We start from the raw sequence: 24,890 nt of genomic DNA on the forward strand, positions 1-24,890 counted from the left end.
CGCGATAGCGGTGGATCAGTCAAAAAAATTACTGACTGATCCACCGCTATCGCGAGCAAGCCCGCTCCCACATTAGATCACTGGCAGTGATCCAGCATCGCCATGCTTACCCCGACTCCCCGGCACAAAAAATGACGCCCTAGTCACCTTTCCCCAGACCACCCTCTCTTCTGCAAAAAAATATGTAGTGCTCAAAAATAATCACTACATAACCGTTGACGTAAGCATTTTGACCTTGCATGATTCAAGCGTCTCCCGGATCGGGAGCGTTGGTAACAAGCGTTTTGAACAAGCTCGTCTGACCGCCGGGCTGTTTTTCTGGATGTGCACTGCCCACAAGGCAGATTGATGAAGCTGACCGGCCCGAAAGGATCGGTACAAGAAGCTCAAATGCTGCTTGTCTTCGTTATGAAACCATTGCGTAGCAGTTCATCAGAAACACTACATGCATCAGGTTCAAGACCCTGCCCGTATCTGGCAGACCGTTTCTGACGCCCGGTTTTCGCAACCGGAGACAACTAACGTGGATTAACGAATCAACTGAAGATCGCCAACTGGTCAAGGGGCTTACACATGAATCTGAACAACCAACCAACTATCGATGAATTGGCTGAGATGTTCGCAGCGCAGAAAGACACACTCGACGACCATATCCTGTGGATTGGCAAATCGGGCGAAGTGCAAATTGACTGCCTGGCGCCCCATACCGAAGAAGCCGAGTTCGACCGCAATAACCGTGAACTGGCGGCGCGCCTGAAGATGTACCGCCGTGGCCAGGGTTATGTCGGTAAAAAGGCCGCTGCCGATCGCAACTTTATTGAGCAGGTCTTCGATACACTTAACAATGCCTGGGAGTCGTTCAAAGACAACTCGCAAGTTAAAGTGATTGACCGCTACTACTAAGAATAACTAGACCTTTGTGGGAGCTGGTTTGCCTGGAATAACCGTTTAACGATCAACCTAGTTGTTGAATGTTAAATAGCTATCGCTGGCAAGCCAGCTCCCACATTTGTTTGTGTTGACTTAAATCCCCGGGAATCGCCCCTTCTGCGCTTCGCCCCTGAAGATATCAAACAGTGCCTGCGCCGCCGCCGACAGCTCATATCCTGGCTTGGTCAGCACCCCAATCGGCCGCTCGATCACCGGACCGTTCAAGGTGAGGCAATGAGCCCCCGCCTCCTCCATTTGCTGTGCACATAAGGCTGGCACGGCGCTGACACCCAGACCGTTGGCAACCATCTTGCCCACCGTCGCCAATTGATGGCTTTCCAACGCCACCGGCAGCTTCATCTGCAAGGCACCCAGGTGCTCTTCGAGCATCACCCTTACCGTCGAAGGTCGCTGCAAGGTAATGAAGGGTTGTGCCAGCAGGGTTTTCCAGTCGATCTCGGTCATGTGTGCCAGCGGTGAGTCACCGGGCACTACTGCGACAAAGCGGTCCAGGTACAGCGGGGTAAAGGCCAGCGACGATCCCGATGAGGGTTCAAATGCCACACCCAACTCGACCTGGCGATCGCGGACCATTTCCAGGACCTGCTCGTTGATCAAGTCATGCACCGTGACGTTGACCTGGGGAAACCGCGCACGAAAGATCTTCAGGATCGGCGGCAGCAGGTTGCCGGCAAACGACGGCATCGCCGCCACCGTCACGCGCCCGCGTTGCAGGGTAAAACGCTGACGCAATTCATCCTCGGCATTGTCCCAGTCGGCAATCAACCGACGGGCCAGGGGCAACAGGGATTCACCTTCCGGGGTCAGCGCGACGTTGCGCGTATTACGACTGAACAGCCGCCCGCCCAGGCCTTCCTCCAGGCCCTTGATGGTCAGGCTCAGGGCCGACTGGGACAAATGCAGGCGCTCACAGGCGGCGGCAAAACTTAAGGTCTGGGCCACGGCAAGAAAGGCCCGCATCTGTTTAACTGTCATGATGCTGCTCCAACGGCTTGGCGATTGTGCTGTTTTTTAAATCAATCAACCTTAAAAAACAACTTAACAAATCAATCCGTCAGCGCAACACTCGGTTTACTGGCTGGACCACAAACAATAAAAGAGGTGCATATGGCAGGTTTCGATAAACGCGTGGCGTCCTATGAAGAAGCGCTGGCAGGCCTGGAAGACGGCATGACCGTACTCTCCGGTGGCTTTGGCCTGTGCGGCATCCCGGAAAACCTCATCGCCGAAATCAAGCGCAAAGGCACCCGCGACCTCACGGTCGTCTCCAACAATTGCGGCGTCGATGGCTTTGGCCTGGGTGTGTTGCTCGAAGAAAAACAGATCAGCAAGGTCATCGCCTCCTATGTCGGTGAAAACGCCCTGTTCGAGAAACAACTGCTCAGCGGTGAAATCGAAGTGGTGCTCACGCCCCAGGGCACCCTCGCGGAGAAAATGCGCGCAGGCGGCGCCGGCATTCCAGCGTTCTTTACCGCCACCGGTGTTGGCACGCCCGTCGCCGAAGGCAAGGAAACCCGCGAATTCAACGGCCGCCCATACCTGATGGAAGAATCCATCACTGGCGACTTTGCCATCGTCAAAGGCTGGAAAGCCGACCATTTCGGCAACGTCATCTACCGCCACACCGCCCAGAACTTCAACCCGCTGGCCGCCACCGCCGGCAAGATCACCGTGGTCGAAGTCGAGGAAATCGTCGAACCGGGCGAGCTGGACCCGGCGCAGATCCACACCCCTGGCATCTACGTCGACCGGATTATCTGCGGCACCTTCGAGAAGCGCATCGAACAGCGCACTGTCCGTAAATAATCTGCCTCCAGCCCGAACAATAAGGACACCTAAAATGGCTCTTACCCGCGAACAAATGGCTCAACGCGTCGCCCGCGAAATGCAGGACGGCTTCTACGTCAACCTCGGCATCGGCATCCCGACCCTGGTGGCCAACTACATTCCCGAAGGCATGGAAGTGATGCTGCAATCGGAAAACGGCCTGTTGGGCATGGGACCGTTTCCTACCGAAGACACCATCGATGCCGACATGATCAACGCCGGCAAGCAGACCGTCACCGCGCGCATCGGCGCCTCGATTTTCTCCTCGGCCGAGTCCTTTGCGATGATTCGCGGCGGCCACGTTGACCTCACGGTGCTCGGCGCCTTTGAAGTGGACGTACACGGCAACATCGCTTCGTGGATGATTCCTGGCAAGTTGGTCAAGGGCATGGGCGGCGCCATGGACCTGGTGGCCGGCGCAGAAAACATCATCGTGATCATGACCCACGCCTCCAAGGACGGTGAATCCAAGTTGCTCAGCCAGTGCAGCCTGCCGCTGACCGGCGCCAACTGCATCAAGCGCGTGCTGACGGATTTGGCCTACCTGGAAATCGAAAATGGCGCTTTTGTCCTCAAGGAACGCGCACCTGGCGTCAGTGTTGAAGAGATTGTGAGCAAGACCGCCGGTAAACTGATCGTCCCGGACCACGTTCCAGAAATGCACTTCCAGTGAGGACAGATTCCATGCAAGACGTCGTGATTGTTGCTGCCACCCGCACCGCCGTGGGCAGCTTTCAAGGGGCCCTGGCCGGCATTCCGGCACCGGAACTGGGCGCCGCCGTGATCCGCCGCCTGCTGGAGCAAACCGGCCTGGACCCAGCGCTTGTGGACGAAGTGATCCTTGGCCAGGTGCTGACCGCAGGCTCCGGCCAGAACCCGGCGCGCCAGGCGTCGATCCTCGCCGGCCTGCCCCACGCAGTGCCCAGCCTGACCTTGAACAAAGTCTGCGGCTCGGGCCTCAAGGCCCTGCACCTGGGCGCTCAGGCCATCCGTTGCGGTGATGCCGAAGTGATCATCGCCGGCGGCATGGAAAACATGAGCCTGGCCCCCTACGTGCTGCCCGCCGCCCGCACCGGCCTGCGCATGGGGCATGCGAAGATGGTCGACAGCATGATCAGCGACGGCCTGTGGGATGCGTTCAACGACTACCACATGGGCATCACCGCCGAGAACCTGGTGGACAAGTACGGCATCAGCCGTGAAGCCCAGGACGCCTTCGCCGCCGCCTCCCAGCAAAAAGCGGCCGCCGCCATTGAAACCGGGCGTTTTGCCGATGAAATCACACCGATCCTAATCCCCCAGCGCAAGGGCGACCCGATTGCCTTTAGCGTGGACGAACAACCCCGCGCCGGCACCACCGCCGAGTCCCTGGGCAAGCTCAAGCCCGCCTTCAAGAAAGACGGCAGCGTCACCGCCGGCAACGCGTCGAGCCTCAACGACGGCGCCGCCGCGGTGTTGCTGATGAGTGCCGATAAAGCCAAGGCCCTCGGCCTGCCAGTGCTGGCGCGGATTGCCAGCTATGCCAACGCAGGTGTCGATCCGGCGATCATGGGCATTGGCCCGGTGTCCGCGACCCGTCGCTGCCTGGACAAGGCCGGCTGGCAGTTGGCCGACCTGGACCTGATCGAAGCCAACGAAGCCTTCGCCGCACAGGCGCTGGCAGTGGGCAAGGAACTGGAGTGGGACGCGGCCAAGGTCAACGTCAACGGCGGCGCGATTGCCATCGGCCACCCGATTGGCGCCTCAGGCTGCCGTGTGCTGGTGACCCTGCTGCATGAAATGCTCAAGCGCGATGCCAAGAAAGGCCTGGCGACCTTGTGCATCGGCGGCGGCCAGGGCGTGGCACTGGCCCTTGAGCGCGACTGATTCAACGAGCAACATGGAAAAGGCCCGGCTCCACGAAAAGCCGGGCCTTTTTTGCCTATTTTGATTGGCGAACACCGTCCAATGTGGGAGCTGGCTTGCCTGCGATAGCGGTGGGGCAGTCACCGGCAGCATTGACGGTTACACCGCTATCGCAGGCAAGCCAGCTCCTACATTAGATCTCTATCGCTAAGTAGATTGCGGCACGGCAATACACCGGGCCCAGCAAATCCAGGAGCGGGCTGCTACGGGGTAAGGGAATAAAACCTTCAGGGATATCCGCCATGGTAGATCGTCCTTGTGGCCGGGCATGAGGTTTAACCCGTGTCGCTCATGGCAGCCAGCATGATCAATCGGGTAAATCAGTGTCGATAAGCCCACACCTGCTTTGCGTTCGCCGGGCAAATTCGCTTTAATCGCCGCGCACTGTATCCCGCACACTTGAAGGAACCGCCATGCGCCACCTGGAAGGCAGATCGACTGCATTGATGTTATTGACCGCCCTGCTGCTTGGCGGCTGTTCGCCCAAGGAATATTCCGAAGCCACGCTGATCAATGGCGAACAGGGCCGGGCCGGCGCGCAGTTGGCCTATGAACACGAGTTGAGCCTGGCGATGCCGGTGGCCCTGCTGGCCCCGCGCATGCAGGCTACCCGCCAGGCCTGTGAGTCGGCGCAGTTTGGCGCCTGCAATATCCTGCGGATCGAAGAGAACAGCGACGGCGGCATGATCGTGCTGCGCATTGCCCCAAGCGGTGTCGAACCGCTGGTGAAGATGGCGGCCGAGGGCGGGCAACTGGGGCAACGCATCACCAGCGCCGAAGACCTGGCCGACGCGGTGGCCGATGTGCGTCGCCGCCAGGAGCGCTTGCAGACCCAGCAAAAACGCCTGGATGAACTGGCCGCACGCAAGGACATCACCGTGGGCGACCTGATCACCCTCACCAAAGAACAGGCCGCCATCGAAAACGAGCTGCAGGAGCTGGCGCAGATCGCCGCCGGCCAGCAGCGGCGCCTGGATACCAACCGCGTGACCCTGAATTTCCGCCCCTCCGATGGTGAGCATCAGCAATCACGCTTTGCCCGGATGTTCGGCAACCTGGGCGACAACCTGGTCGACGGCACCGCCGATGCCCTGGAACGCTCCAGCTATGTGCTGCCGTTCGTGATCCTCGCGTTCCCGGTGTTGTGGCTGTGGGTCTGGTTGTGGCGCAAGCTGGTCAAACGCCGCCCCTGACCTCAGCGCTGCATGCAGCGCTGGTAACGCTCATCCACGCGCTTGGCGAACCAGGCAGTGGTGAGGTTGCGGGTGATCTTCGGGCTCTTGAGCACAATCCCCGGCAGGATCGCCCGTGGCAGCGGCTTGCCTTCGGCTTTCTCGGCCAGGGCAAATACCCGCTGGTACAGGGTGGTCTGTTCAAAGTCCAGGCGGTCACCCTGCTCCAACTGGCTGCGAATGCTCGGGTTGCGCATGTCTAGCCTCTTGCCCAGGGAACGCACCGCCAGCTCCGTGGTGCCGGGCATGATCGAGCCGTAGCGGATCAAATCGCCATCTAGCGCCAGGCGGGTCCCGGAAGCGCGGCTGACCGCAGCCTGGAACGCAGCATTGCGGCTGGCGTACCAGCCGGCGTTAAAGTCCGCAAAGCGATACAGCGGCTGCGCGTAGCTCACCGGATAACCCAGCAAATGGGCGATGCCGAAGTACATGCCGCCACGCCGGGTAAACACTTCGCGGCGAATGCTTCCGTCTACAGTGTAGGGATAATCCCGGGCCTGCTGCTCGGCGAAGGCAATGCTCACCTGCATCGGGCCTGCGGTATGCACCGGGTTGAAACTGCCGAACAAGGTACGACCTAATGGCACGCTGCCGATAAAGTCATCAAAGATCCCACTCAGGTCCTTCTCGGTACGCGCAGCACTCAGACGCTCGGCGTAGGACTTACCCGTGGGCGAACGCAGTTGCAGCGCGGTGCGCACCAGCACGGCCGGCACATGCACCTTGGCTGCACGCTTGAGGATTTCATCCTGGGCGATCTTGCCCATGTTCGGCACCGGCGGGTCAACCTGATAGGTGGACTCTTGCTCGGTGACCGCCAGCACCGCGCAGATATTCTCGGTGCTGGGGTAGATTTTCTGGCTGTCGAAGGCAGTGTAGATGTCCTGGGCCCAGCCGGCGCGATCGGCCACCTTGGCCGGCAGCAACCGCACGATCTGCGCCTTGACCTCGGTTTCACTGCGCTCTGGAAGCTGCTGGCCGCGTTGTGTCGAACAGCCGGCCAGCACCAGTAAGGCGGCCAGGCAGAGAGTCAGCCGGGATGAAAGCATGCGGGGAGTGTCCTGTGAGTCGCTGAAAGCGCCCACTATCTCACAAACCCACACCCACCCCCTGTAGGAGCGGGCTGGCCCGCGATGGCGTCCTCAAGCCGGCGCCCACAGTACATACACCGGGATCAGATACCGGCGAGCGCCAGGTCCATCGCAAAGTAGGTAAAGATCAGGTCCGCACCGGCACGCTTGATCGACCCCAGGGTCTCGCGCACCACCCGCGCTTCGTCGATGGCCCCGGCCTGGGCGCCGAACTTGATCATGGCGTATTCGCCACTGACCTGGTACGCCGCCACCGGCAAGCGCGAGGCTTCACGGATGTCGCGGATGATATCCAGGTAGGCACCGGCCGGCTTGACCATCAGGGAATCGGCCCCTTCCTGCTCGTCCAGCAGGGATTCGCGCACGGCTTCGCGGCGGTTCATCGGGTTCATCTGGTAGCTTTTGCGGTCGCCCTTCAGTGCGCTGCCGCCCGCCTCGCGGAACGGGCCATACAGGGCCGAGGCGAATTTGGTGGAGTACGCCATGATCGGGATATGGCTGAACCCGGCCGCGTCCAGGGCCCGGCGAATGGCCTGGACCTGGCCGTCCATCGCGGCCGACGGCGCGATCACATCGGCACCGGCACGGGCTGCCGCCACCGCCTGCTTGCCCAGGTTGGCCAGGGTGCGATCGTTATCCACTTCATTGCCGTGCATCACGCCGCAATGGCCATGGTCGGTGTATTCGCAAAAGCAGGTGTCGGACATCACGATCATTTCCGGCACCGCGTCCTTGCAGATCGCCGACATGCGCGACACCAGCCCGCGCTCGTTCCAGGTGTCGCTGCCGCTGGCATCCAGGTGATGGGACACGCCGAATGTCATGACCGACTTGATCCCGGCGCGGGCAAAGCGCTCGATTTCACTGGCCAGTTTCGATTCGGGGATGCGCATCACGCCGGGCATGCTGGTAATCGGCACGAAATCGTCGATTTCTTCCTCGACGAAAATCGGCAACACCAGGTCATTGAGGGTGAATTCGGTTTCCTGGAACAGGCTGCGCAGCTCGGGGGAACGGCGTAGGCGGCGGGAACGGGTTTCGGGGAACTGACTGGACATGCATGCTCCTGAAAAAAACAGGCGAAAAAACCTAGGGGCAAAAGCTTATGCCCTACGCACCCATCAGAACAAACGCTGGGGAACAACAGTTTATTCCCCTGGCGGTAACAATTGCATTGACCTACAGCCGTAGACAGCCCTCTATGCAGAGCGTCACGGCACCACCGATCCAGACATCATCACCTTGCTGGGCGACACGGATTCGCCCGACGCGGCCCATGGCAGTGCCCTGGCTGACCACATACTCGTCGGGCGCCAGGCCTTCGCCTAGCAGCCACTGCGCCAGGCCGGCATTCAGGCTGCCAGTGGCCGGGTCTTCCGGCGCACCATCACCGGCAATGAACGCCCGCACCTCAAACTGTGCATCAACCTCATCGCGGGCAGGGTCACACGGGGCAATCACGCCCACCGCCAGCCCCAGCAACTTTGAATAGTCCGGCTGCAAAGCCAGTACCGCCTGCCGATCAGTCAACATCAGGGCCAGCCAGCCCGCGCCGTTATCGACCCATTGGCTGCGAAGGATCGCCTCGGGCTCAAGGTTCAGGGCAAGACGCACACGCTCCAGCAACTCAACATCCAACGGGCCCGAACGGAGCAAGGGCGGTGCGATAAACGCCAACTCGTCACCCTCGCGGCGGATGCGCACCAAGCCGATCTCGCACTCCTGGATGATCTCGCTGCCCCGGGGTACACCACCGGCGTGCAGCCACGCCTGGCAACTGCCCAGGGTTGGGTGGCCGGCGAACGGCAGCTCCTGCACGGTGGTGAAAATGCGCACCCCGTAATCCGCACGCGGGTCGCGTGGTTGCAGCAGGAACGTGGTTTCGCTGAGGTTGGTCCACTTGGCGAAGTCGGCCATCTGCTGGTCGCTGAGGCTATCGGCGCCCAGCACCACTGCCAGTGGGTTGCCCTTGAGGGCCACGCTGCTGAATACGTCCAGTTGCTTGAAATCGAAAGTCGGCATGGGTCAGCTCGGAATATTCAGACCACGGATCACCGCCGGCCGGGCGACAAAACCATCCAGCGCGCGCAGCACATTGGGGAAGTCGCTGATGCCCACCAGCTCGCCCGACTCATAGAAGCCAATCAGGTTGCGGATCCAGGGAAAGGTGGCGATATCGGCGATGCTGTACTCATCACCCATGATCCAGCTGCGGCCCAGCAGGCGCGTTTCCAGCACCGCCAGCAGGCGTCGGGCTTCAGCGGCATAGCGGTCGCGGGGGCGTTTGTCTTCGTAGGCCTTGCCGGCGAATTTATTGAAGAAACCGACCTGGCCGAACATCGGCCCGATCCCGCCCATCTGGAACATCAGCCATTGCAGGGTTTCGTAGCGCGCGGCGGGGGCCTGGGGCAGCAGTTGTGCGGTTTTTTCCGCCAGGTAGATCAGGATCGCCCCCGACTCGAACAACGCCAGCGGTTCACCGCCCGGGCCGTTGGGGTCGATGATCGCCGGGATCTTGTTGTTGGGGTTCAGGGACAGGAACTCGGGCGAGAGCTGGTCCTGGGTGTCGAAGCTGACCTTGTGCGCCTCATACGCCAGGCCCACTTCTTCGAGCATGATCGACACCTTGACGCCATTGGGGGTCGCCAGCGAGTACAACTGCAGGCGTTCGGGATGCTGGGCTGGCCATTTGGCAGTGATCGGGAAAGCAGAGAGCGAAGTCATCGAGAGGCCCCAAGGCGAAAAATCCCATGATAGTCGCCTGGTTGCCGGCCTGCATCAGACTTTAATCCGCAACATCCGCCGGTTAATCTCTGGCCGCCAGCGAACCAAAATGCCCTGGTGCACTCTTAGAGGCGCTTGAACGGGTGAATGGAAGCATACCGTCATACTCATGGAAAATCGCACGATGCTCGGAGCGTCGCTGTGGCTGGGCCTTGCGGTCTTGATCCGATGCACAGAAGACCGACCCCCAAATGAAAATCAAGCCTCCGGGCCTTGGCAAACGCTTTAAACAATATGCTTACTTGATGTTACCGACAGCCTTCGTAGGCGGTGCCTTGATGCTGGCCTTTGAAGCCCGCGAAAGCAGTGCCGAACCCAAGAACGGCGTGCAAACCCTGGTCTTTTTACGCCATGGCGAAAAGCCCGCTGGCGGCCTGGGCCAACTCAATTGCCAGGGCCTCAACCGCGCGATGAACCTGGCCACGGTCCTGCCGGAAAAATTCGGTGCCGCCGATTTTGTGTTCGCGGCCAACCCGACACGCAATGTCGAAGAAGGCGAGTTCGACAATTCCTACAGCTACATTCGCCCGTTGATGACCATCAGCCCCAGCGCGATCAAACTCGGGCTGCCGGTGAACATCGAGTTCTCCGCCAACGACACCAGCGACCTGGCGGATGAGTTGATGCATGACAAGTACCACAACGCCACCATCTACACCGCGTGGTCCCACGGCTATCTGCCGGAGTTGATCAACAAGGTGGCCAGCGAAGCAGTCGGTGAGAAGTACACCATCACCGACGACTGGTCCGGCGGCGACTTCGACAGCCTGTACGTGCTGACCCTCACCTGGCAGAACGGCAAGGCCAGCCTGCTCAGCCGCAATGACAAGCAAGGGTTGGATAACGGCTTGCACACGTGCCCGGATGCGACGCACATAGCCGCCGACACCTGACACCGGGACCGCGTATGATGCGTCGCTATCGACTTATCTGCGGATCTTGACCATGTCTAACCTCACCTCTGCCAGCCCTGTACGCGGCTGGTCTTTCTGGTGGAAACCGGCGCTGTTCCTGTTGGTGGCCTGCGTCGGCCTGTATTACGTGAAGTGGTCGCCCTACTACTTCAAGGCCTTCGTCGCGGCCGATAGCCATAGCATCGGCAACTCGATTCTCAATGACCAGCAAGGCTCGCCCTTGGCGGCGGCCCTGGCCTATGCCCAGGTGTATTTCCTGGCGATCTGGAAAGCTGCCGTGCTGGCGGTGATTCTCGGTTCGTTGTTGCAGGTATTGATTCCCCGGGACTGGCTGTTGCGCCTGTTTGGCCGCGCCGGGTTGGGCTCCACGGTACGCGGCGGGCTGTTCGCCCTGCCGGGCATGATGTGCAGTTGCTGCGCTGCGCCAGTGGCTGCCGGCATGCGCCGCCAGCAAGTGTCGGTGGGCGCTGCCCTGGCATTCTGGATGGCCAACCCGGTGCTCAACCCGGCGACCCTGGTGTTCATGGGCTTTGTCCTGGGCTGGGATTTTGCCGCCCTGCGGCTGGTGGCCGGCATCGTGCTGGTGATTGGCGTTGCGCTGGTCGCCCAACGCATCGCCCGGCCGGAGCAGGTGCCACAGGTGGCGCTGGAGGCCGTGGCCAACGTCAGCGGCGCCGAGACCCAACCGTTCCTCAGCCGCTGGCTGCGGACCCTGTGGCAGTTGTTCTGGAGCACCATCCCGGTGTACATCCTGGCGGTGCTATTGCTGGGCGCCGCGCGGGTGTGGCTGTTCCCCCATGTGGACGGGGCGATGGCCGACAGCCTGCTGTGGCTGGTGCCGCTGGCGATTGTCGGCACCCTGTTTGTGATTCCCACGGCCGCAGAAATCCCCATCGTGCAAACCATGATGGCCCTGGGCCTGGGCACCGGGCCGGCAGTGGCGCTCTTGATGACCCTGCCGAGTGTGAGCCTGCCGTCGCTGTTGATGCTGCGCAAGGATTTCGATACGCGGGTGCTGGTGACGGTGGCCGGGCTGACCATGCTGATGGGTGTGGTGTGTGGGTTGGTGGCGGTGGTCGTCCTGTAGGGAGGGATTGACTGTCAGGGCCTTATTGCAGGCAAGCCAGCTCCCACATTTGGAACTGTGAATACATTCAAAATGTGGGAGCTGGCTTGCCTGCGATAGGGCCCGAAAACCAGCCAATCACCCGCGCCGGGCAGCGCGCTCGCGCAAATACTCCAGTACCGCCGCCTGCTCCCCGGCAAACTCGATCCGCGCACCCTTCTTCTCACGCTGGAACGCGTACATCGGGTCGTAGTACTCACGCAGCCCAACAATCCACCCGCGATGCAAATCCACGTTCCCCGAGCGGGCCTGCTCGGCCAGGGCTTCCTGCATCAGCCCGTGCAAGCGCTGGTAGCGCTCCCCACCCAGACGCTTGTGGATATTGGCCAGGCTCTGCACCAGGCGCTCGGCAAACAGGGTGAACCCCGCTTCGCCAAACTCGGCGTTGAATTGCGCGCACAGGTCAATGACATAGTCGCGCAGGACCCGCTCGACGCGGTTTTCCAGGCTCTCTTCCAGCCATACCATCGGATACGCCTGCATGCCCCGGTGCAGGTTCAGCGGCAAGGCGCAGCTGCCGATCATGCGGCTTTCGTCCTCAAGCACAAACTGCTCGATACCCCGCGCGCGCTTTTTCAGCACGTCCACCGCCAGGCGGTTTTCAAAATCGATATTCGACGGCTGGCCCGTGGCACGCTTGCCAAAGCTGGAACCCCGGTGATTGGCATGGCCCTCCAGGTCCAGGCCATTGTGCAACTGATGGAGCACCTCGGTCTTGCCACTGCCGGTCAGGCCACCCAGCAACACGAAATCGCATTGCTCGACCGCCTGGTCCACGGTCTCCAGCAAGAAGGTACGCATGGCCTTGTAGCCACCGCCGACCCGCGGATAGTCGATGCCCGCCTCGTCCTTGAGCACCTTCTGCACCAAGTGCGAGCGCAAGCCGCCCCGGAAGCAATACAGGTAACCGTCAGGGTTGGCCCGGGCAAACGCGGCCCAGCGCGCCAGCCGCTCCTGCAACGTCGCGCCACTGACCAACTGATGCCCCAGCACAATCGCCGCCTGCTGCCCCTGCTGCTTATAGCAAGTGCCTACCCGCTGGCGTTCGTCGTCGTTCATCAAGGGCAGGTTGACCACGCCGGGGAACGCGCCCTTGACGAATTCGACCGGGGCACGGGTATCCATCATCGGCCGGTCATTGAGAAAGATGTCGCGGTAATCGGTGATGTCGATGGGCATCAAGACACCTCTACCGCGTTGCTCTGTCGCTCAACCAACTGGCCAATGGGCGCAAGGTTCAGCCCCAGTTCGGCGGCGGCCGCCAGAAACTCGGCTTCACCCTGCGGCGTAACCGCCACCAACAGCCCGCCACTGGTTTGCGGGTCGCACAGCACGCGCTTGTGCAACTCGGTGAGACGGCCCAACTGGCTGGCATAGCTGTCGAAATTGCGCAACGTACCGCCGGGCACGCAGCCCTGGTCCAGGTAGTACTCGACCCCCGGCAGGCGTGGGACTTTTTCGTATTCGATAAGCGCGGTCAACCCGCTGCCGTCCGCCATTTCCACCAGGTGCCCGAGCAGGCCGAAACCGGTCACATCGGTCATGGCGGTAACGCCGGCCAGCTTGCCAAAACGGCTGCCGGGCGTGTTGAGGGTGCACATCCAGTCCCGCGCCAGGCCGATATCGGCTTCGCGCAGTTTGCCCTTCTTCTCGGCCGTGGTGAGGATGCCGATGCCCAGGGGTTTGGTCAGGTACAGGCGGCAGCCGGCGGTGGCGGTGTCGTTGCGCTTCATATGGCGCTTGTGCACCAGCCCGGTGACGGCCAGGCCGAAGATCGGCTCCGGGGCGTCGATGGAATGGCCGCCGGCCAGGGGAATGCCCGCCGCGTCGCACACCGAGCGGCCACCGCGAATCACTTCCCGGGCGATTTCCGGGGCCAGCACATTGACCGGCCAGCCGAGAATGGCGATGGCCATCAACGGATCGCCGCCCATGGCGTAGATATCGCTGATGGCGTTGGTGGCGGCAATGCGCCCGAAATCGAAGGGATCATCGACGATCGGCATGAAAAAGTCGGTGGTGGACACCACCCCGCGCTCGTCATCGATGGCGTACACCGCCGCGTCGTCCCGCGAGGCATTGCCCACCCAGAGCTTGGGGTCGAGGTTCTGCGCGCCGCTGCCGGCGAGGATCACTTCCAGCACCTGCGGCGAAATCTTGCAGCCGCAACCGGCACCGTGGCTGTACTGGGTCAGGCGAATCGGCTCGTTCATGGTGGACCTCAAGCTATCAAGTGCGGGGATTCTAACAGACAGCAAAAGGCCGGCTGGGCTCTTGTGAGCGCAGCCGGCCTTGGGGGCCTGGCGATTACTGGCGGGCAGCGAGCAAACGCTTGTGCCGATTGCGCCGTGCAATGTTCAGGCACTCGATGGCAGCCGAGAACGCCATGGCCGCGTACACGTAGCCTTTCGGCACATGGGCACCGAAGCCTTCGGCGATCAAGGTCATGCCGATCATGATCAAGAAGCCCAGGGCCAGCATGACCACGGTCGGGTTGTCGTTGATGAACTTGGCCAGGGGTTCAGCCGCCACCAGCATCACGATCACCGAGGTCACCACGGCAATGATCATGATCGGCAAGTGCTCGGTCATGCCCACGGCGGTGATGATGCTGTCGATGGAAAACACCAGGTCGAGCAACAGGATCTGCCCGATCGCGGCGGCGAAGCCGATCGCCACTGTGTTGCCGACGCTGGCCTTCTCTTCGGGCTCCGGGTCCATGCTGTGGTGGATCTCGGTCGTCGCCTTCCACACCAGGAACAGGCCACCGGCGATCAGAATCATATCCTTCCACGAAAACGCCTGGCCGAACACTTCAAACACCGGCGCCGTCAGTTGCACGATAAACGCGATGGTGCTCAACAGGCCCAGACGCAGGATCAGCGCCATGCTGATGCCGATGCGCCGTGCCTTGGCCCGGTGCTGCTCCGGCAGCTTGTTGGTGAGGATCGAGATGAAGATCAGGTTGTCGATCCCCAGCACGATTTCCATGACGATCAGGGTTGCCAGCGCCACCCAGGCAGTGGGGCTGGCGGCCAGTTGTAAAAGGTAATCCATAGGTCAGTCCTGACGTTGTGCTGGGAGATTAAGTTTCTTTGGTGTTCGATTCAGACTCTTTAGTTTCCTGATCGTCCTTTTTTTCTGGGCTGATCAGGCCTTGTGTCGCTTCACTCAATGCCTGCTCGGCAGCCTTTTGGGTGTCGTCGATCGCTTGCTTGGCCGACTCACTGGCTTTGTCCAGGACCTGCTGCGTGCTTTTTTCGACCTGATCGCAGCCGCTGATCATCACTAATGAAAGCGCAAGCAACGATGCCGCACCGAAAGAATTGAGTTTCATGATGTATTCCTCGTTAGAACCATTGGGCACAAGTAGTGGCCCCGCGATAGCGAGGCATTCTATGCAGGTGAACACTTCAGTAAAATTCGTATTTTTCTCACGTATACTTCGATTTTTACGAAGTGACGGCCGCCATGCTCAACTACCGACAACTGCACTACTTCTGGGTGGTCGCCAAGACCGGCAGCATCGTGCGGGCGTGCGAGCAACTGAACCTCACGCCGCAGACCATCAGCGGGCAAATCAGCCTGCTGGAGCAGACATTTGGTATCGCCCTGTTTCAACGCGTCGGCCGCCAGCTGGAGCTGACCGAGGCCGGGCGCCAGGCCCTGCCCTATGCCGAGCAGATGTTCCAGACCGGCAACGAGCTGGAAGCCATGTTGCGCGCCCAGCCCCATGAACAACAGATTGTCTTTCGCGTCGGCGTGGCGGACGTGGTGCCCAAGTCCATCGTCTACCGCCTGATCGCGCCGACCATGGAGTTAAGCGAGCCACTGCGCATTACCTGCCGCGAAGACAAACTCGAACGGCTGCTGGCCGACCTGGCGATCCAGCGCCTGGACCTGGTGATTTCCGACAGCCCGATGCCGACGCACCTGGATATCAAGGGCTACAGCCAGAAGCTGGGGGAATGTGGCATCAGTTTCTTCGCCACCCAGGCTTTGGCGGACCTGCATGGCGGCGATTTCCCACAATGCCTGCACGGTGCGCCGCTGTTGATTCCCGGTGCGGAAACCGTGGTGCGCAGCCGCTTGCAGCGCTGGTTCGCCGAGCAGCAGATCCGCCCGAAGATCATCGGCGAATTCGACGACAGCGCCTTGATGCAGGCCTTCGGCCAGTCCGGCAGCGGGATTTTCATTGCCCCCAGCGTGATTGCCGAGGAAGTGCTGCGCCAATACGGCGTGGCCTTGATTGGCCAGACGGACGCGGTCACCGAGTCGTTCTATGCCATCTCGGTGGAGCGCAAGGTCAAGCACCCCGGCATCGTGGCGATTACCGAAGGCGCCCGCCGCGAGCTGTTTACCGCGTTGCCGGCCTAGGCACAGGCGACCCGGGTCTTGGCGGTCATCAACCACAGGGCCAGGAGGATCGACAGCAGGATAAACCCCGACGCGGCGAACCCCAGGCTGCCCAGGCCCAGGGTGTCGATCACCCGCCCGCCGACCATGGCGCCCAGGCCGATGCCCAGGTTGGCCCCGGCAATGTTCAAGGACGCGGCAAATGCCGGCGCATGGGGCGCCGCCTTCATCAGCCGCACATGGCTGACCAGGAACAGCGCCGCCTGGGTCACGCCCCAGACAGCCATGGCTGCCGCCAGGCCGAGGGTGGAGTGGATCGCCGGGACCAGCGCCACCATGCCGGCGATCATAAAGCCGCAGAACACCATGGACGCGATCAGCGGATGCTTATCGACCATGCGCCCGCCCAGGGAATTGCCGATCAGCCCCACGGCGCCAAAGCCCATCAGGCACCAGCCCACCAGGGTGCCATCGAAACCGGCCAGGCGCTCGAGAATGTCCGCCAGGTAGGTATAAGCGGTGAACATACCGCTAAATACCAGGATCGACAGCAATACATGGCCCTGCATCAACGGGTTGCGCAGGATCTTGAACTGCGAGCGCAGGGTCACGGGGTCTTTCTTCAGCGTGGTCGCCGGCAGGTAAATCAATAGCAGCAACGCCTTGAGCAGCGCCACCCCGGCGAGAATGCCAAAGGCAGTGCGCCAGCCGAACATGTCGCAGATCAGGGTGCCCACCGGAATGCCGAACACGGTGGCACAGACAATGCCGAAACCGATCTTGGCAATTGCCCGGCCGGCGTAGTCCGGCCCGACGATATCCACCGCCGTTTCACTGGCCAGGGCCCAGAACACCGGCAGCCCCAGGGCGGGAATCAGGCGGGCCACGGCCATCACCCAGATAGTCGGCGCCAGGGCCGCCAGGGCATTGGCCGCGCCGAACATCAACAGAATGCTGATAAACAGGCGCTTGCGCTCGAAACGCGCGAAATACGCAGTAAGAAACGGCCCGAACGCCGCCACGGTGAAGGCAAACAGGGTCACCAGCAGCCCGGCCTGGGACACGCTGACTTCCAGGTCACGGGCAATGGAGGGCAACAGGCCGACGATGACAAATTCGGTGGTCAACACCGTAAAACCGGCTGCGGACAGCAGCAGGATGGGCAACAACATGCACAACTCCAGAAACGGCGACGCCAGCGCTGGCCCAAGGGCCCGCTGGCAGAGAGATAAGAAGAGGATGGCGAATCTTAACAGAATGTGACGGCGACTGAATGCCGCAACGAACAGGATAACTCCTACAGCATGTTAGACTTCGCGCCCTGCATAGCGCTGTACACATTAAAAAAACTAGAGACACTCTTTATGACTGCTGCCCCTTCGCTGTTTCAACGCCTGCTGCGCCTCAGCCTGGTGACCCAAATTGTCATCGGCCTGATCGCGGGCATTTTACTGGCCCTGCTGTCGCCCAGTGCTGCCTTGTCTACCGCGTTTATCGGCAAGGTCTTTGTCTCGGCGCTCAAGGCCGTGGCGCCAATCCTGGTGTTTGTGCTGGTGATGGCCTCGATAGCCAACCACAAGCATGGCCAGGAAACCCATATCCGGCCGATCCTGTTCCTGTACCTGCTGGGCACCTTTTCGGCGGCGGTGGTCGCGGTGATTGCCAGCACCCTCTTCCCGTCGAACCTGGTGCTCAGCACCCATGACGTGGCCATCAGCGCCCCTGGCGGGATCGGCGAAGTGCTGCAGAGCCTGCTGCTCAGCGTGGTGGACAACCCCCTCAGCGCGCTGATGAACGCCAACTTCATCGGCATCCTGGCCTGGGCCATCGGCATGGGCATCGCGATCCGCCATGCCGGGCAAACCACCCGCACCGTATTGGACGACCTGTCCAACGGCGTCACGCTGATTGTGCGCGTGGTGATTCGCTTCGCACCGCTGGGGATTTTCGGCCTGGTGGCCTCGACCCTTGCCGCCTCTGGTTTCGATGCACTGCTGGGCTATGCGCACCTGTTGCTGGTGCTGATCGGCTGCATGCTGTTCGTGGCCCTGGTGGTCAACCCGGCGATCGTGTTCTGGAAATTGCGTCGCAACCCCTACCCGCTGGTGCTGTTGTGCCTGCGTGAAAGCGGGATCACGGCGTTTTTCACCCGCAGTTCGGCGGCCAATATCCCGGTCAACCTGGCCTTGAGTGAGCGCCTGGGCCTGCACGAAGATACCTATTCGGTATCGATCCCGTTGGGGGCGACCATCAACATGGCCGGCGCCGCCATCACCATCACTGTGCTGACCCTGGCGGCCGTGCATACCCTGGGCATTGCCGTCGACCTGCCGACCGCCGTGCTGCTCAGTGTGGTGGCGGCGATCTGTGCGTGTGGCGCGTCGGGTGTGGCCGGTGGCTCGTTGTTGCTGATTCCGTTGGCGTGCAGCCTGTTCGGCATTCCGAGTGAAATCGCCATGCAGGTGGTGGCCGTGGGCTTCATTATCGGGGTGTTGCAGGATTCCGCGGAAACCGCGCTGAACTCGTCTACCGACGTGTTGTTCACCGCAGCGGCGTGCCTGGGCCAGGAAGACAAGAACCCGGCCTGACACAACGCGGTAAGCAGGTGGGAGCCAGCTCCCACCCACATTTGTTTTGTAGGGTTACTCAGCGCTTAGAACGCGCCCATGTAGTCACGCTTGCCCACTTCCACACCGTTATGACGCAGCAAGGCGTAGGCAGTGGTGACGTGGAAGAAGAACTGCGGCAGGCCGTAGGTCAGCAGGTAGGACTGGCCGCTGAAGCGCTTCTCTTTAGGGGTGCCCGGACGGGTAACGATCTCGATGCCTTCCTTGCCGTCGACCTGTGCCGGGGCGATGGTGTCGATAAAGGCCAGGACCTTGGCGATCAGCGCTTGCAGGTCGGCGAAGGTGACTTCGGTGTCTTCGTATTTCGGCACTTCAATCTCGGCCAGGCGTGCAGAAACGCCCTTGGCAAAATCCACGGCAATCTGTACCTGGCGCACCAGCGGAAACATATCCGGGTACAGGCGTGCCTGCAGCAAGGCGTTCGGGTCGATATTCTTGGCGCTGGCGTGGGCCTCGGCCTTGTTCAGCACATCGCTCAGGGCGTTGAGCATTTGCTTGAAGACCGGGAGGGAAGCGGCGTACAGGGAAATAGTCATGGCAGTCTCGACAGTGGTGACAGGGTTTGAACAGCGGCGATTATAGCCATGCGCGCTGCTTGTCTTTTATTTTTTCGGGATTAGGCTAGTGGGCTCACTGCATAGGGAAAGCGCGATGACCACCGAGCACGACACCACTTCCTCCGAGCCGCGCCTCAACAGCACGGAAATCCGCGTCCTGGGCTGCCTGATCGAGAAGCAGGCCACCAACCCGGAAACCTACCCGCTGACCCTCAATGCCCTGGTGCTGGCCTGCAACCAGAAAACCAGCCGCGAACCGGTGATGAACCTCAGCCAGGGCCAGGTCGGCCAGAGTCTGCGCGCCCTGGAAGGCCGTGGTTTTACCAAACTGGTGATGGGCAGTCGCGCCGACCGCTGGGAACACCGGGTGGACAAGGCCCTGGAACTGGTGCCGGCGCAGGTGATTCTGACCGGCCTGCTGTTTCTGCGTGGCCCGCAGACGGTCAATGAACTGCTGACCCGCAGCGGGCGCATGCATGATTTTGAAGATGCCGAGCAAGTGGTGCATCAACTCGAACGCCTGATCGCTCGCGATCTGGCGGTGCTGGTGCCCAAGCAGGCAGGCCAGCGCGAAGACCGCTACACCCACTCCCTGGGCGACCCGGCGGATATCGAGGCGATCCTGGCGGCCCGGGGTAGCCCGGTGGAGCGCAGCAGCGCTGGCAGCGGGGTTTCCCTGGAACGCATCGAGGAGCTGGAGGCGCGGATTGCGGCGCTGGAAGAGCGCCTGTCCCGTCTCGAATAACCGTCCCCCCCCCCTTATGGGAGCGGGCTTGTGTGGGAGCGGGCTTGCCCGCGATGACGGAGTGTCAGTCAACTATTTATTAACTGACCCACCGCTATCGCGGGCAAGCCCGCTCCCACACAAGCCCGCTCCCACAGGGGCCGGCGGTGTTTATGAGATTTGTTACTGCCGGGCAAAATCCACGGCCTTCTGGAACTGCTCGTCCGTCGGCCGGATGCCGGTGTACAGCACAAACTGCTCCAGGGCCTGGATCGCGATCACTTCCAGCCCGGTAATCACCCGCTTGCCCTGGGCCCGGCCACGCACGATCAACGGCGTTTCGGCGGGAATCGCCACCACATCGAACACAGTGTCGGCCGCCTCAATCGCATCGGCCTCGAATGCCAGGTCCTGCGCCTGGGCGCCGCCGGTCATGCCGATCGGCGTCACGTTAATCAGCATCTGCGGGCGCGCGTCACCCAAGGTCGCCTGCCACTGATAACCCAGGTTCTGTGCCAGGGCCCGGCCCGCCGCTTCATTGCGCGCAACGATCAGGCCATGGGCATAGCCACCATCGCGCAAGGCGCTGGCCACGGCCTTGGCCATGCCGCCGCTGCCGTGCAGGGCGAAGGTCGACTCCTTGGGCACCGCGTGTTTTTGCAGCAGTTGTTCGATGGCGATGTAATCGGTGTTGTAGGCCTTGAGGTGCCCGGCGGTATTGACGATGGTGTTGATCGAGGCGATGGCGCGGGCCGAGTCGTCGAGTTCATCCACCAGTGCGATGCAGGCTTCCTTGAACGGCATCGACACCCCACACCCCCGGATACCCAATGCACGGATCCCGGCCACGGCGCCGTTCAAGTCCTGGCTGCTGAAGGCCTTGTAGTAGAAGTTCAGCCCCAACTGCTCATACAAATGGTTATGAAATCGCAGGCCGAAATTGCCTGGGCGGGCCGACAACGACATGCACAACTGGGTATCTTTATTGGGGTTCATCAGCATCGGTGATTCCTTTTTCAAGTAGGCAAACCGGTACAGACCTTACACAACCTTTACCGAGTCGCGGTGCTGTTTTCCTGAAATACGTTGTCTTAAAAGTATCCCCGCGACAATCCTTGAGTCTATTGATTGCAGACCACAAGCGCTGGGGCCAACCGAGGAAAGACCATGATGCGTAAAACCCCCAGGATCGCCTTGCTGATCGGTGCATTTGCTGTAGCCAGCCAAGCCTTCGCCCATGGTGGCGGTTGGGGTGGCCCGGCCGTATTGGGTGCAGTGGTCGGCGCAGCCGTAGTGGGCTCGGTAATCGCCAGCCATGATCGGCCGGTGTATGTGCAGCAACAACCGGTGTATTACCCGCAACAACCGGTGTATTACCAGCCACCGCCGGTGTATGCCGCCCCTCCACCGGTCTATTACCAGCCGGCGCCGGTATATGTGCAACAGCCGGTGTATTACCGCCCGGCGCCCGTGTATTACGGGCCACCACGCGGCTACTATGGTCCGCCCCGCGGCTATTACAGGCGCGGCTGGTAAGCCCGGCAGAAAAAGCCCCCCACACCAGGCGGGGCTTTTTTATGGACCCGGTCTGGATAACGCTCGCCAAAGTCGTTATGGAGACAGCGCTGGCTGCTGAATCCGACACGATTAAGGCCAAAGTACACTTGCCCAACCGGGGGCCGCGCTGTCATGTTTATGTCACGCAACGCTCTCACTATTGAAACTGTCCACCTATAACAGGTCATAACAACAAGGACGACCCAGCATGCCCACACAAAACCCGCACCGTGTCGCCGGCCTCTGCACGTCAAGCAAGGTCTATAGCGCCCTGACCGAGCTCAAGCACCTGGAAGGCCATCGCAGCGCCAAGTTTCTCGCGCTGCTGGCAGAAAACCTGGTCCGCAAGGGCCTGCTCAATGAGCAGGAAGTGCTGAACATGCTGGACCAGGTGGTTGATTGAGCCCCCTGCCGGCGCAGTCTCGATGGCAGTGATGTTGACTATCGAGCAGGGTGATTTTCCCTCGACGCCAACCCGCCGTAAGGTGACTTCCATCAGCAATGGAGGTCGATATGCCCACTATCCAGATCATGTCCGTCGTCGGCAGTGCCGTCCCCGTCCCCCTGCGCCAGCGCGGTTTGCTCGCCTGCTGGTACCTGGTACGCGACGGTGAAGCCATCAGCGGCCCCCTGACGTCGCTGCCCGATGCCCAGGCCCTGTCACGCAAGATGGCCCACTGCTTCTCAGCCTAGGGCAATGGCAGGCGCACCCGGGGTTTGGTTTCAACAAACAGTGCCCAGCTGGAGATAAACAGCGCGGCAATCAACGGCCCGATAACAAAACCGTTGAGGCCGAAGACCGACAGGCCGCCCAGGGTCGAGATCAGGATCAGGTAGTCCGGCATCTTGGTGTCCTTGCCCACCAGGATCGGGCGCAACACGTTGTCCACCAGGCCGATCACAAACACCCCGAACAACGCCAGCACCACCCCTTGCCAGATCGAACCGCTGAGCAGGAAGTAGGCGGCCACCGGCCCCCACACAATCCCCGCGCCCACCGCCGGCAGCAATGACAGAAACGCCATCAGCACCGCCCAGAGCAACGCGCTGGGGATATCCAGGAACCAGAAGATCAGGCCGCCCAACGCGCCTTGGGTCACGGCCACCAGCACATTGCCCTTGACGGTCGCCCGCACCACGCGGTTGAACTTGAGCTGCAGGCGACGCTTCTGTGGTTCGGCCAGCGGCACCGCCGTGCGCACTTTGCGCACCAGGTCGGGACCGTCGCGCAGCAGGAAGAACAGCAAGTACAGCATGATGAAAAAGCTCACCAGGAAATCAAAGGTGCCCTGACCGAAGCTGAATGCCTGGCTGGCAAAGAACTGGCTACCCTGCATCGCGCCCTTGACGATTTTCTCGCGCAAGCCTTCCAGGTTGCCCATGCCGAAGCGGTCCAGCAGGTGCTGGAAGTACGGCGGCAGGAAGTTCTTGAATTGTTCGAGGTAGCCCGCCACATCCAATCTGCCGCTTTCAACGTTCTTGTACAGCGTCGCGCCCTCCTGCACCAACAAGGCGCTGGTGATGATCACCGGCAAAATCGCGATCACCAGGCACACCATCAAGGTGCACAGCGACGTGAGGTTGCGGTTCCAGCCAAACTTGAGCTGCAAGCGCCGTTGCATGGGCGCAAAGATGATCCCGAGGATGATCGCCCAGAACACTGCGCCATAGAACGGCAACAGGATCCAGAAGAACGCGAGGGTCACCATGACCAACAGCAACAGCAGGGTTTTGAATTGCAGATTCGTTTGGTTCATGTCCGATCCATGCCAGAAAAACGCCGGGCGCCCAGCGCGCCCTGTTGCTTAGTCCACCGCGCCTCCGGCGAGTGCCATCTTTATTTCTACAGCGTAGACCCAGATCAATAACCGCCTGGCCCGGCTCGGCTACCCTGCCGCCCTTTTGCGACCCGAATCCCCATGCCCCCTGTCCTCGCCCCCGAATTGCTCGCCCCCGCCGGCACCCTGAAAAACATGCGCTATGCCTTTGCCTACGGCGCCGATGCGGTCTACGCCGGCCAGCCGCGCTACAGCCTGCGGGTGCGCAACAATGAATTCGACCACGCCAACCTGGCCCTGGGCATCGCCGAAGCGCAAGCCCAAAACAAGCGTTTTTATGTGGTGGTCAATATCGCGCCGCACAATGCCAAGCTGAAAACCTTTCTCAAGGACCTGGAACCGGTGATCGCCATGGGGCCGGACGCGCTGATCATGTCCGATCCGGGCCTGATCATGCTGGTGCGCCGGCACTTCCCGCAGATGCCAATCCATTTGTCGGTGCAGGCCAACACGGTGAACTGGGCCAGCGTCGAGTTCTGGCAGCAGCAAGGCATCTGCCGGATCATCCTGTCGCGGGAGCTGTCCCTGGAAGAAATCGCCGAGATCCGCCAGCACGTGCCGGCCATGGAACTGGAAGTGTTTGTGCATGGCGCGTTGTGCATGGCCTATTCCGGGCGCTGCCTGTTGTCGGGGTATATGAACAAGCGCGATGCCAACCAGGGCACCTGCACCAACGCCTGTCGCTGGAAATACCAGGCCACCCCGGCGGCCGAAAACACCGTAGGCGATATCGTCCAGCAGTATCAGCCCGAGCCGACCCTGGGCCTTGGTGCGCCCACCGACCAGGTGTTCCTGCTGCAAGAGGCCAACCGCCCGGATGAGCAGATGCCGGCCTTCGAGGACGAGCACGGCACCTACATCATGAACGCCAAGGACCTGCGGGCGGTGCAGCATGTGGAACGCCTGACACAGATGGGCGTGCACTCGCTGAAGATCGAAGGCCGTACCAAATCCCACTTTTATGTGGCGCGCACCACCCAGGTGTACCGCCAGGCCATTGATGACGCGGTGGCCGGTCGCGCGTTCGACCGGGGCTTGATGACCAACCTCGAATCCCTGGCCCAGCGCGGCTACACCGAAGGCTTCCTGCGCCGCCATGTGCATGACGAATACCAGAACTACCAGAACGGCAGCTCCGTCTCCGAGCGCCAGCAGTTTGTCGGGGAGTTGACCGGGGAGCGACGCGGCGAACTGGCCGAGGTCAAGGTGAAGAACCGCTTTGCCGTGGGCAATCACCTGGAATTGATGACCCCGACGGGGAATTTCCATTTTGATTTGGGGATGATGCACAACGCCAAGGGTGAGGCGATTGAGGTGGCACCGGGGGATGGGCATACGGTGTATGTGCCGGTGCCGCTGGAAATGGATATCGGGTTTGGGTTGTTGATGCGGGATGTGTAG

General features: G+C 61.3%; 27 protein-coding genes. 14 read left to right on the forward strand and 13 right to left on the reverse strand.

Annotated elements, in window-relative coordinates; all coding sequences use genetic code 11:
- The first annotated feature begins 573 nt into the window (after positions 1 to 573).
- Positions 574 to 903 carry a hypothetical protein gene (locus AC07W7_RS20705; protein ID WP_029296579.1) on the forward strand — a complete coding sequence of 110 codons (330 nt, stop codon included), beginning with the start codon at positions 574 to 576 and terminating at the stop codon, positions 901 to 903.
- A 120-nt stretch (positions 904 to 1,023) separates the two neighbouring features.
- Here AC07W7_RS20705 and AC07W7_RS20710 read toward each other — a convergent pair whose 3' ends face one another.
- On the reverse strand, positions 1,024 to 1,926 hold the full coding sequence (locus AC07W7_RS20710) for a LysR family transcriptional regulator (protein ID WP_495040029.1): 903 nt from the start codon (positions 1,924 to 1,926) through the stop codon (positions 1,024 to 1,026).
- A 132-nt stretch (positions 1,927 to 2,058) separates the two neighbouring features.
- Here AC07W7_RS20710 and AC07W7_RS20715 point away from each other — a divergent pair, with 132 nt between their 5' ends.
- The 4 genes from AC07W7_RS20715 (at position 2,059) to AC07W7_RS20730 (ending at position 5,876) form a co-directional block, all read left to right on the forward strand.
- Positions 2,059 to 2,757 (forward strand): CoA transferase subunit A, encoded by a 699-nt coding sequence (locus AC07W7_RS20715; RefSeq protein WP_010211319.1) that lies wholly within the window; start codon positions 2,059 to 2,061, stop codon positions 2,755 to 2,757.
- Positions 2,758 to 2,791: 34 nt separating this feature from the next.
- A complete protein-coding gene (locus tag AC07W7_RS20720) occupies positions 2,792 to 3,451 on the forward strand; it encodes a CoA transferase subunit B (protein ID WP_027603173.1) in 660 nt (219 codons plus the stop codon).
- A gap of 11 nt (positions 3,452 to 3,462) precedes the next feature.
- Positions 3,463 to 4,644 (forward strand): acetyl-CoA C-acetyltransferase, encoded by a 1,182-nt coding sequence (locus AC07W7_RS20725; protein ID WP_495040030.1) that lies wholly within the window; start codon positions 3,463 to 3,465, stop codon positions 4,642 to 4,644.
- A gap of 452 nt (positions 4,645 to 5,096) precedes the next feature.
- A complete protein-coding gene (locus AC07W7_RS20730) occupies positions 5,097 to 5,876 on the forward strand; it encodes a DUF4349 domain-containing protein (RefSeq protein ID WP_495040031.1) in 780 nt (259 codons plus the stop codon).
- Between the two features lie 2 nt (positions 5,877 to 5,878).
- Here AC07W7_RS20730 and AC07W7_RS20735 read toward each other — a convergent pair whose 3' ends face one another.
- The 4 genes from AC07W7_RS20735 to AC07W7_RS20750 all read right to left on the reverse strand — a co-directional run bounded on the left by AC07W7_RS20735 (position 5,879) and on the right by AC07W7_RS20750 (position 9,730).
- Positions 5,879 to 6,964 carry a DUF1615 domain-containing protein gene (locus AC07W7_RS20735; RefSeq protein WP_495040032.1) on the reverse strand — a complete coding sequence of 362 codons (1,086 nt, stop codon included), beginning with the start codon at positions 6,962 to 6,964 and terminating at the stop codon, positions 5,879 to 5,881.
- A 125-nt stretch (positions 6,965 to 7,089) separates the two neighbouring features.
- Positions 7,090 to 8,064, reverse strand: coding sequence for a porphobilinogen synthase (hemB, locus tag AC07W7_RS20740; protein WP_076962571.1), 975 nt, complete (start codon positions 8,062 to 8,064; stop codon positions 7,090 to 7,092).
- Between the two features lie 121 nt (positions 8,065 to 8,185).
- A complete protein-coding gene (locus AC07W7_RS20745) occupies positions 8,186 to 9,028 on the reverse strand; it encodes a PhzF family phenazine biosynthesis protein (RefSeq protein ID WP_099168140.1) in 843 nt (280 codons plus the stop codon).
- 3 nt (positions 9,029 to 9,031) lie between these two features.
- Positions 9,032 to 9,730, reverse strand: a complete 699-nt coding sequence (locus AC07W7_RS20750; RefSeq protein ID WP_099168139.1) for a glutathione S-transferase N-terminal domain-containing protein — start codon at positions 9,728 to 9,730, stop codon at positions 9,032 to 9,034.
- A gap of 251 nt (positions 9,731 to 9,981) precedes the next feature.
- Here AC07W7_RS20750 and AC07W7_RS20755 point away from each other — a divergent pair, with 251 nt between their 5' ends.
- Positions 9,982 to 10,683, forward strand: a complete 702-nt coding sequence (locus AC07W7_RS20755; RefSeq protein WP_076962569.1) for a histidine phosphatase family protein — start codon at positions 9,982 to 9,984, stop codon at positions 10,681 to 10,683.
- 52 nt (positions 10,684 to 10,735) lie between these two features.
- Positions 10,736 to 11,791, forward strand: a complete 1,056-nt coding sequence (locus tag AC07W7_RS20760; protein ID WP_076962568.1) for a permease — start codon at positions 10,736 to 10,738, stop codon at positions 11,789 to 11,791.
- Between the two features lie 117 nt (positions 11,792 to 11,908).
- On the opposite strand, the gene mnmH is transcribed toward AC07W7_RS20760, so the two are convergent.
- The 4 genes from mnmH to AC07W7_RS20780 all read right to left on the reverse strand — a co-directional run bounded on the left by mnmH (position 11,909) and on the right by AC07W7_RS20780 (position 15,167).
- Positions 11,909 to 13,009, reverse strand: a complete 1,101-nt coding sequence (mnmH, locus tag AC07W7_RS20765) for a tRNA 2-selenouridine(34) synthase MnmH (RefSeq protein WP_076962567.1) — start codon at positions 13,007 to 13,009, stop codon at positions 11,909 to 11,911.
- Complete coding sequence (gene selD, locus AC07W7_RS20770; protein ID WP_099168138.1) at positions 13,009 to 14,043, reverse strand: selenide, water dikinase SelD; 1,035 nt, start codon at positions 14,041 to 14,043, stop codon at positions 13,009 to 13,011. Before selD ends, mnmH begins: the two co-directional genes overlap by 1 nt.
- A 94-nt stretch (positions 14,044 to 14,137) precedes the next feature.
- The gene (locus AC07W7_RS20775) at positions 14,138 to 14,887 is read right to left on the reverse strand and encodes a TerC family protein (RefSeq protein WP_057726241.1); all 750 of its coding nucleotides are present in this window, start codon (positions 14,885 to 14,887) and stop codon (positions 14,138 to 14,140) included.
- Positions 14,888 to 14,915: 28 nt separating this feature from the next.
- Complete coding sequence (locus AC07W7_RS20780; RefSeq protein ID WP_032857417.1) at positions 14,916 to 15,167, reverse strand: hypothetical protein; 252 nt, start codon at positions 15,165 to 15,167, stop codon at positions 14,916 to 14,918.
- A 134-nt stretch (positions 15,168 to 15,301) separates the two neighbouring features.
- Between AC07W7_RS20780 and nhaR the strand changes: the two genes are divergently transcribed.
- On the forward strand, positions 15,302 to 16,207 hold the full coding sequence (gene nhaR / locus AC07W7_RS20785) for a transcriptional activator NhaR (RefSeq protein WP_076962565.1): 906 nt from the start codon (positions 15,302 to 15,304) through the stop codon (positions 16,205 to 16,207).
- On the opposite strand, the gene AC07W7_RS20790 is transcribed toward nhaR, so the two are convergent.
- Entirely contained in the window at positions 16,204 to 17,358 is a 1,155-nt protein-coding gene (locus tag AC07W7_RS20790; protein WP_495040033.1) for an MFS transporter, read from the reverse strand. The genes nhaR and AC07W7_RS20790 overlap by 4 nt on opposite strands.
- A gap of 192 nt (positions 17,359 to 17,550) precedes the next feature.
- Here AC07W7_RS20790 and sstT point away from each other — a divergent pair, with 192 nt between their 5' ends.
- Positions 17,551 to 18,774 carry a serine/threonine transporter SstT gene (gene sstT, locus AC07W7_RS20795; protein ID WP_495040034.1) on the forward strand — a complete coding sequence of 408 codons (1,224 nt, stop codon included), beginning with the start codon at positions 17,551 to 17,553 and terminating at the stop codon, positions 18,772 to 18,774.
- Between the two features lie 65 nt (positions 18,775 to 18,839).
- On the opposite strand, the gene AC07W7_RS20800 is transcribed toward sstT, so the two are convergent.
- Positions 18,840 to 19,349: a DUF1993 domain-containing protein gene (locus AC07W7_RS20800; RefSeq protein ID WP_076962562.1), complete on the reverse strand. Its 510-nt coding sequence runs from the start codon at positions 19,347 to 19,349 to the stop codon at positions 18,840 to 18,842.
- A gap of 115 nt (positions 19,350 to 19,464) precedes the next feature.
- Here AC07W7_RS20800 and AC07W7_RS20805 point away from each other — a divergent pair, with 115 nt between their 5' ends.
- Positions 19,465 to 20,115, forward strand: coding sequence for a YceH family protein (locus tag AC07W7_RS20805; protein WP_076962561.1), 651 nt, complete (start codon positions 19,465 to 19,467; stop codon positions 20,113 to 20,115).
- A gap of 162 nt (positions 20,116 to 20,277) precedes the next feature.
- On the opposite strand, the gene AC07W7_RS20810 is transcribed toward AC07W7_RS20805, so the two are convergent.
- Positions 20,278 to 21,096 (reverse strand): shikimate 5-dehydrogenase, encoded by an 819-nt coding sequence (locus tag AC07W7_RS20810; RefSeq protein ID WP_169866698.1) that lies wholly within the window; start codon positions 21,094 to 21,096, stop codon positions 20,278 to 20,280.
- A 165-nt stretch (positions 21,097 to 21,261) separates the two neighbouring features.
- On the opposite strand from AC07W7_RS20810, the gene AC07W7_RS20815 reads away from it, so the two are divergent.
- The 3 genes from AC07W7_RS20815 to AC07W7_RS20825 all read left to right on the forward strand — a co-directional run bounded on the left by AC07W7_RS20815 (position 21,262) and on the right by AC07W7_RS20825 (position 22,344).
- Complete coding sequence (locus AC07W7_RS20815; RefSeq protein ID WP_495040035.1) at positions 21,262 to 21,630, forward strand: hypothetical protein; 369 nt, start codon at positions 21,262 to 21,264, stop codon at positions 21,628 to 21,630.
- A gap of 229 nt (positions 21,631 to 21,859) precedes the next feature.
- Complete coding sequence (locus AC07W7_RS20820; RefSeq protein WP_495040036.1) at positions 21,860 to 22,054, forward strand: hypothetical protein; 195 nt, start codon at positions 21,860 to 21,862, stop codon at positions 22,052 to 22,054.
- A gap of 110 nt (positions 22,055 to 22,164) precedes the next feature.
- Entirely contained in the window at positions 22,165 to 22,344 is a 180-nt protein-coding gene (locus AC07W7_RS20825; RefSeq protein ID WP_099168133.1) for a hypothetical protein, read from the forward strand.
- Here AC07W7_RS20825 and AC07W7_RS20830 read toward each other — a convergent pair.
- Positions 22,341 to 23,408 (reverse strand): AI-2E family transporter, encoded by a 1,068-nt coding sequence (locus AC07W7_RS20830; RefSeq protein ID WP_076964482.1) that lies wholly within the window; start codon positions 23,406 to 23,408, stop codon positions 22,341 to 22,343. The genes AC07W7_RS20825 and AC07W7_RS20830 overlap by 4 nt on opposite strands.
- Positions 23,409 to 23,570: 162 nt before the next feature.
- Here AC07W7_RS20830 and trhP point away from each other — a divergent pair, with 162 nt between their 5' ends.
- Positions 23,571 to 24,890, forward strand: a complete 1,320-nt coding sequence (trhP, locus tag AC07W7_RS20835) for a prephenate-dependent tRNA uridine(34) hydroxylase TrhP (protein WP_495040037.1) — start codon at positions 23,571 to 23,573, stop codon at positions 24,888 to 24,890.

It is taken from the genome of Pseudomonas sp. GW821-FHT01D09, assembly GCF_059422465.1.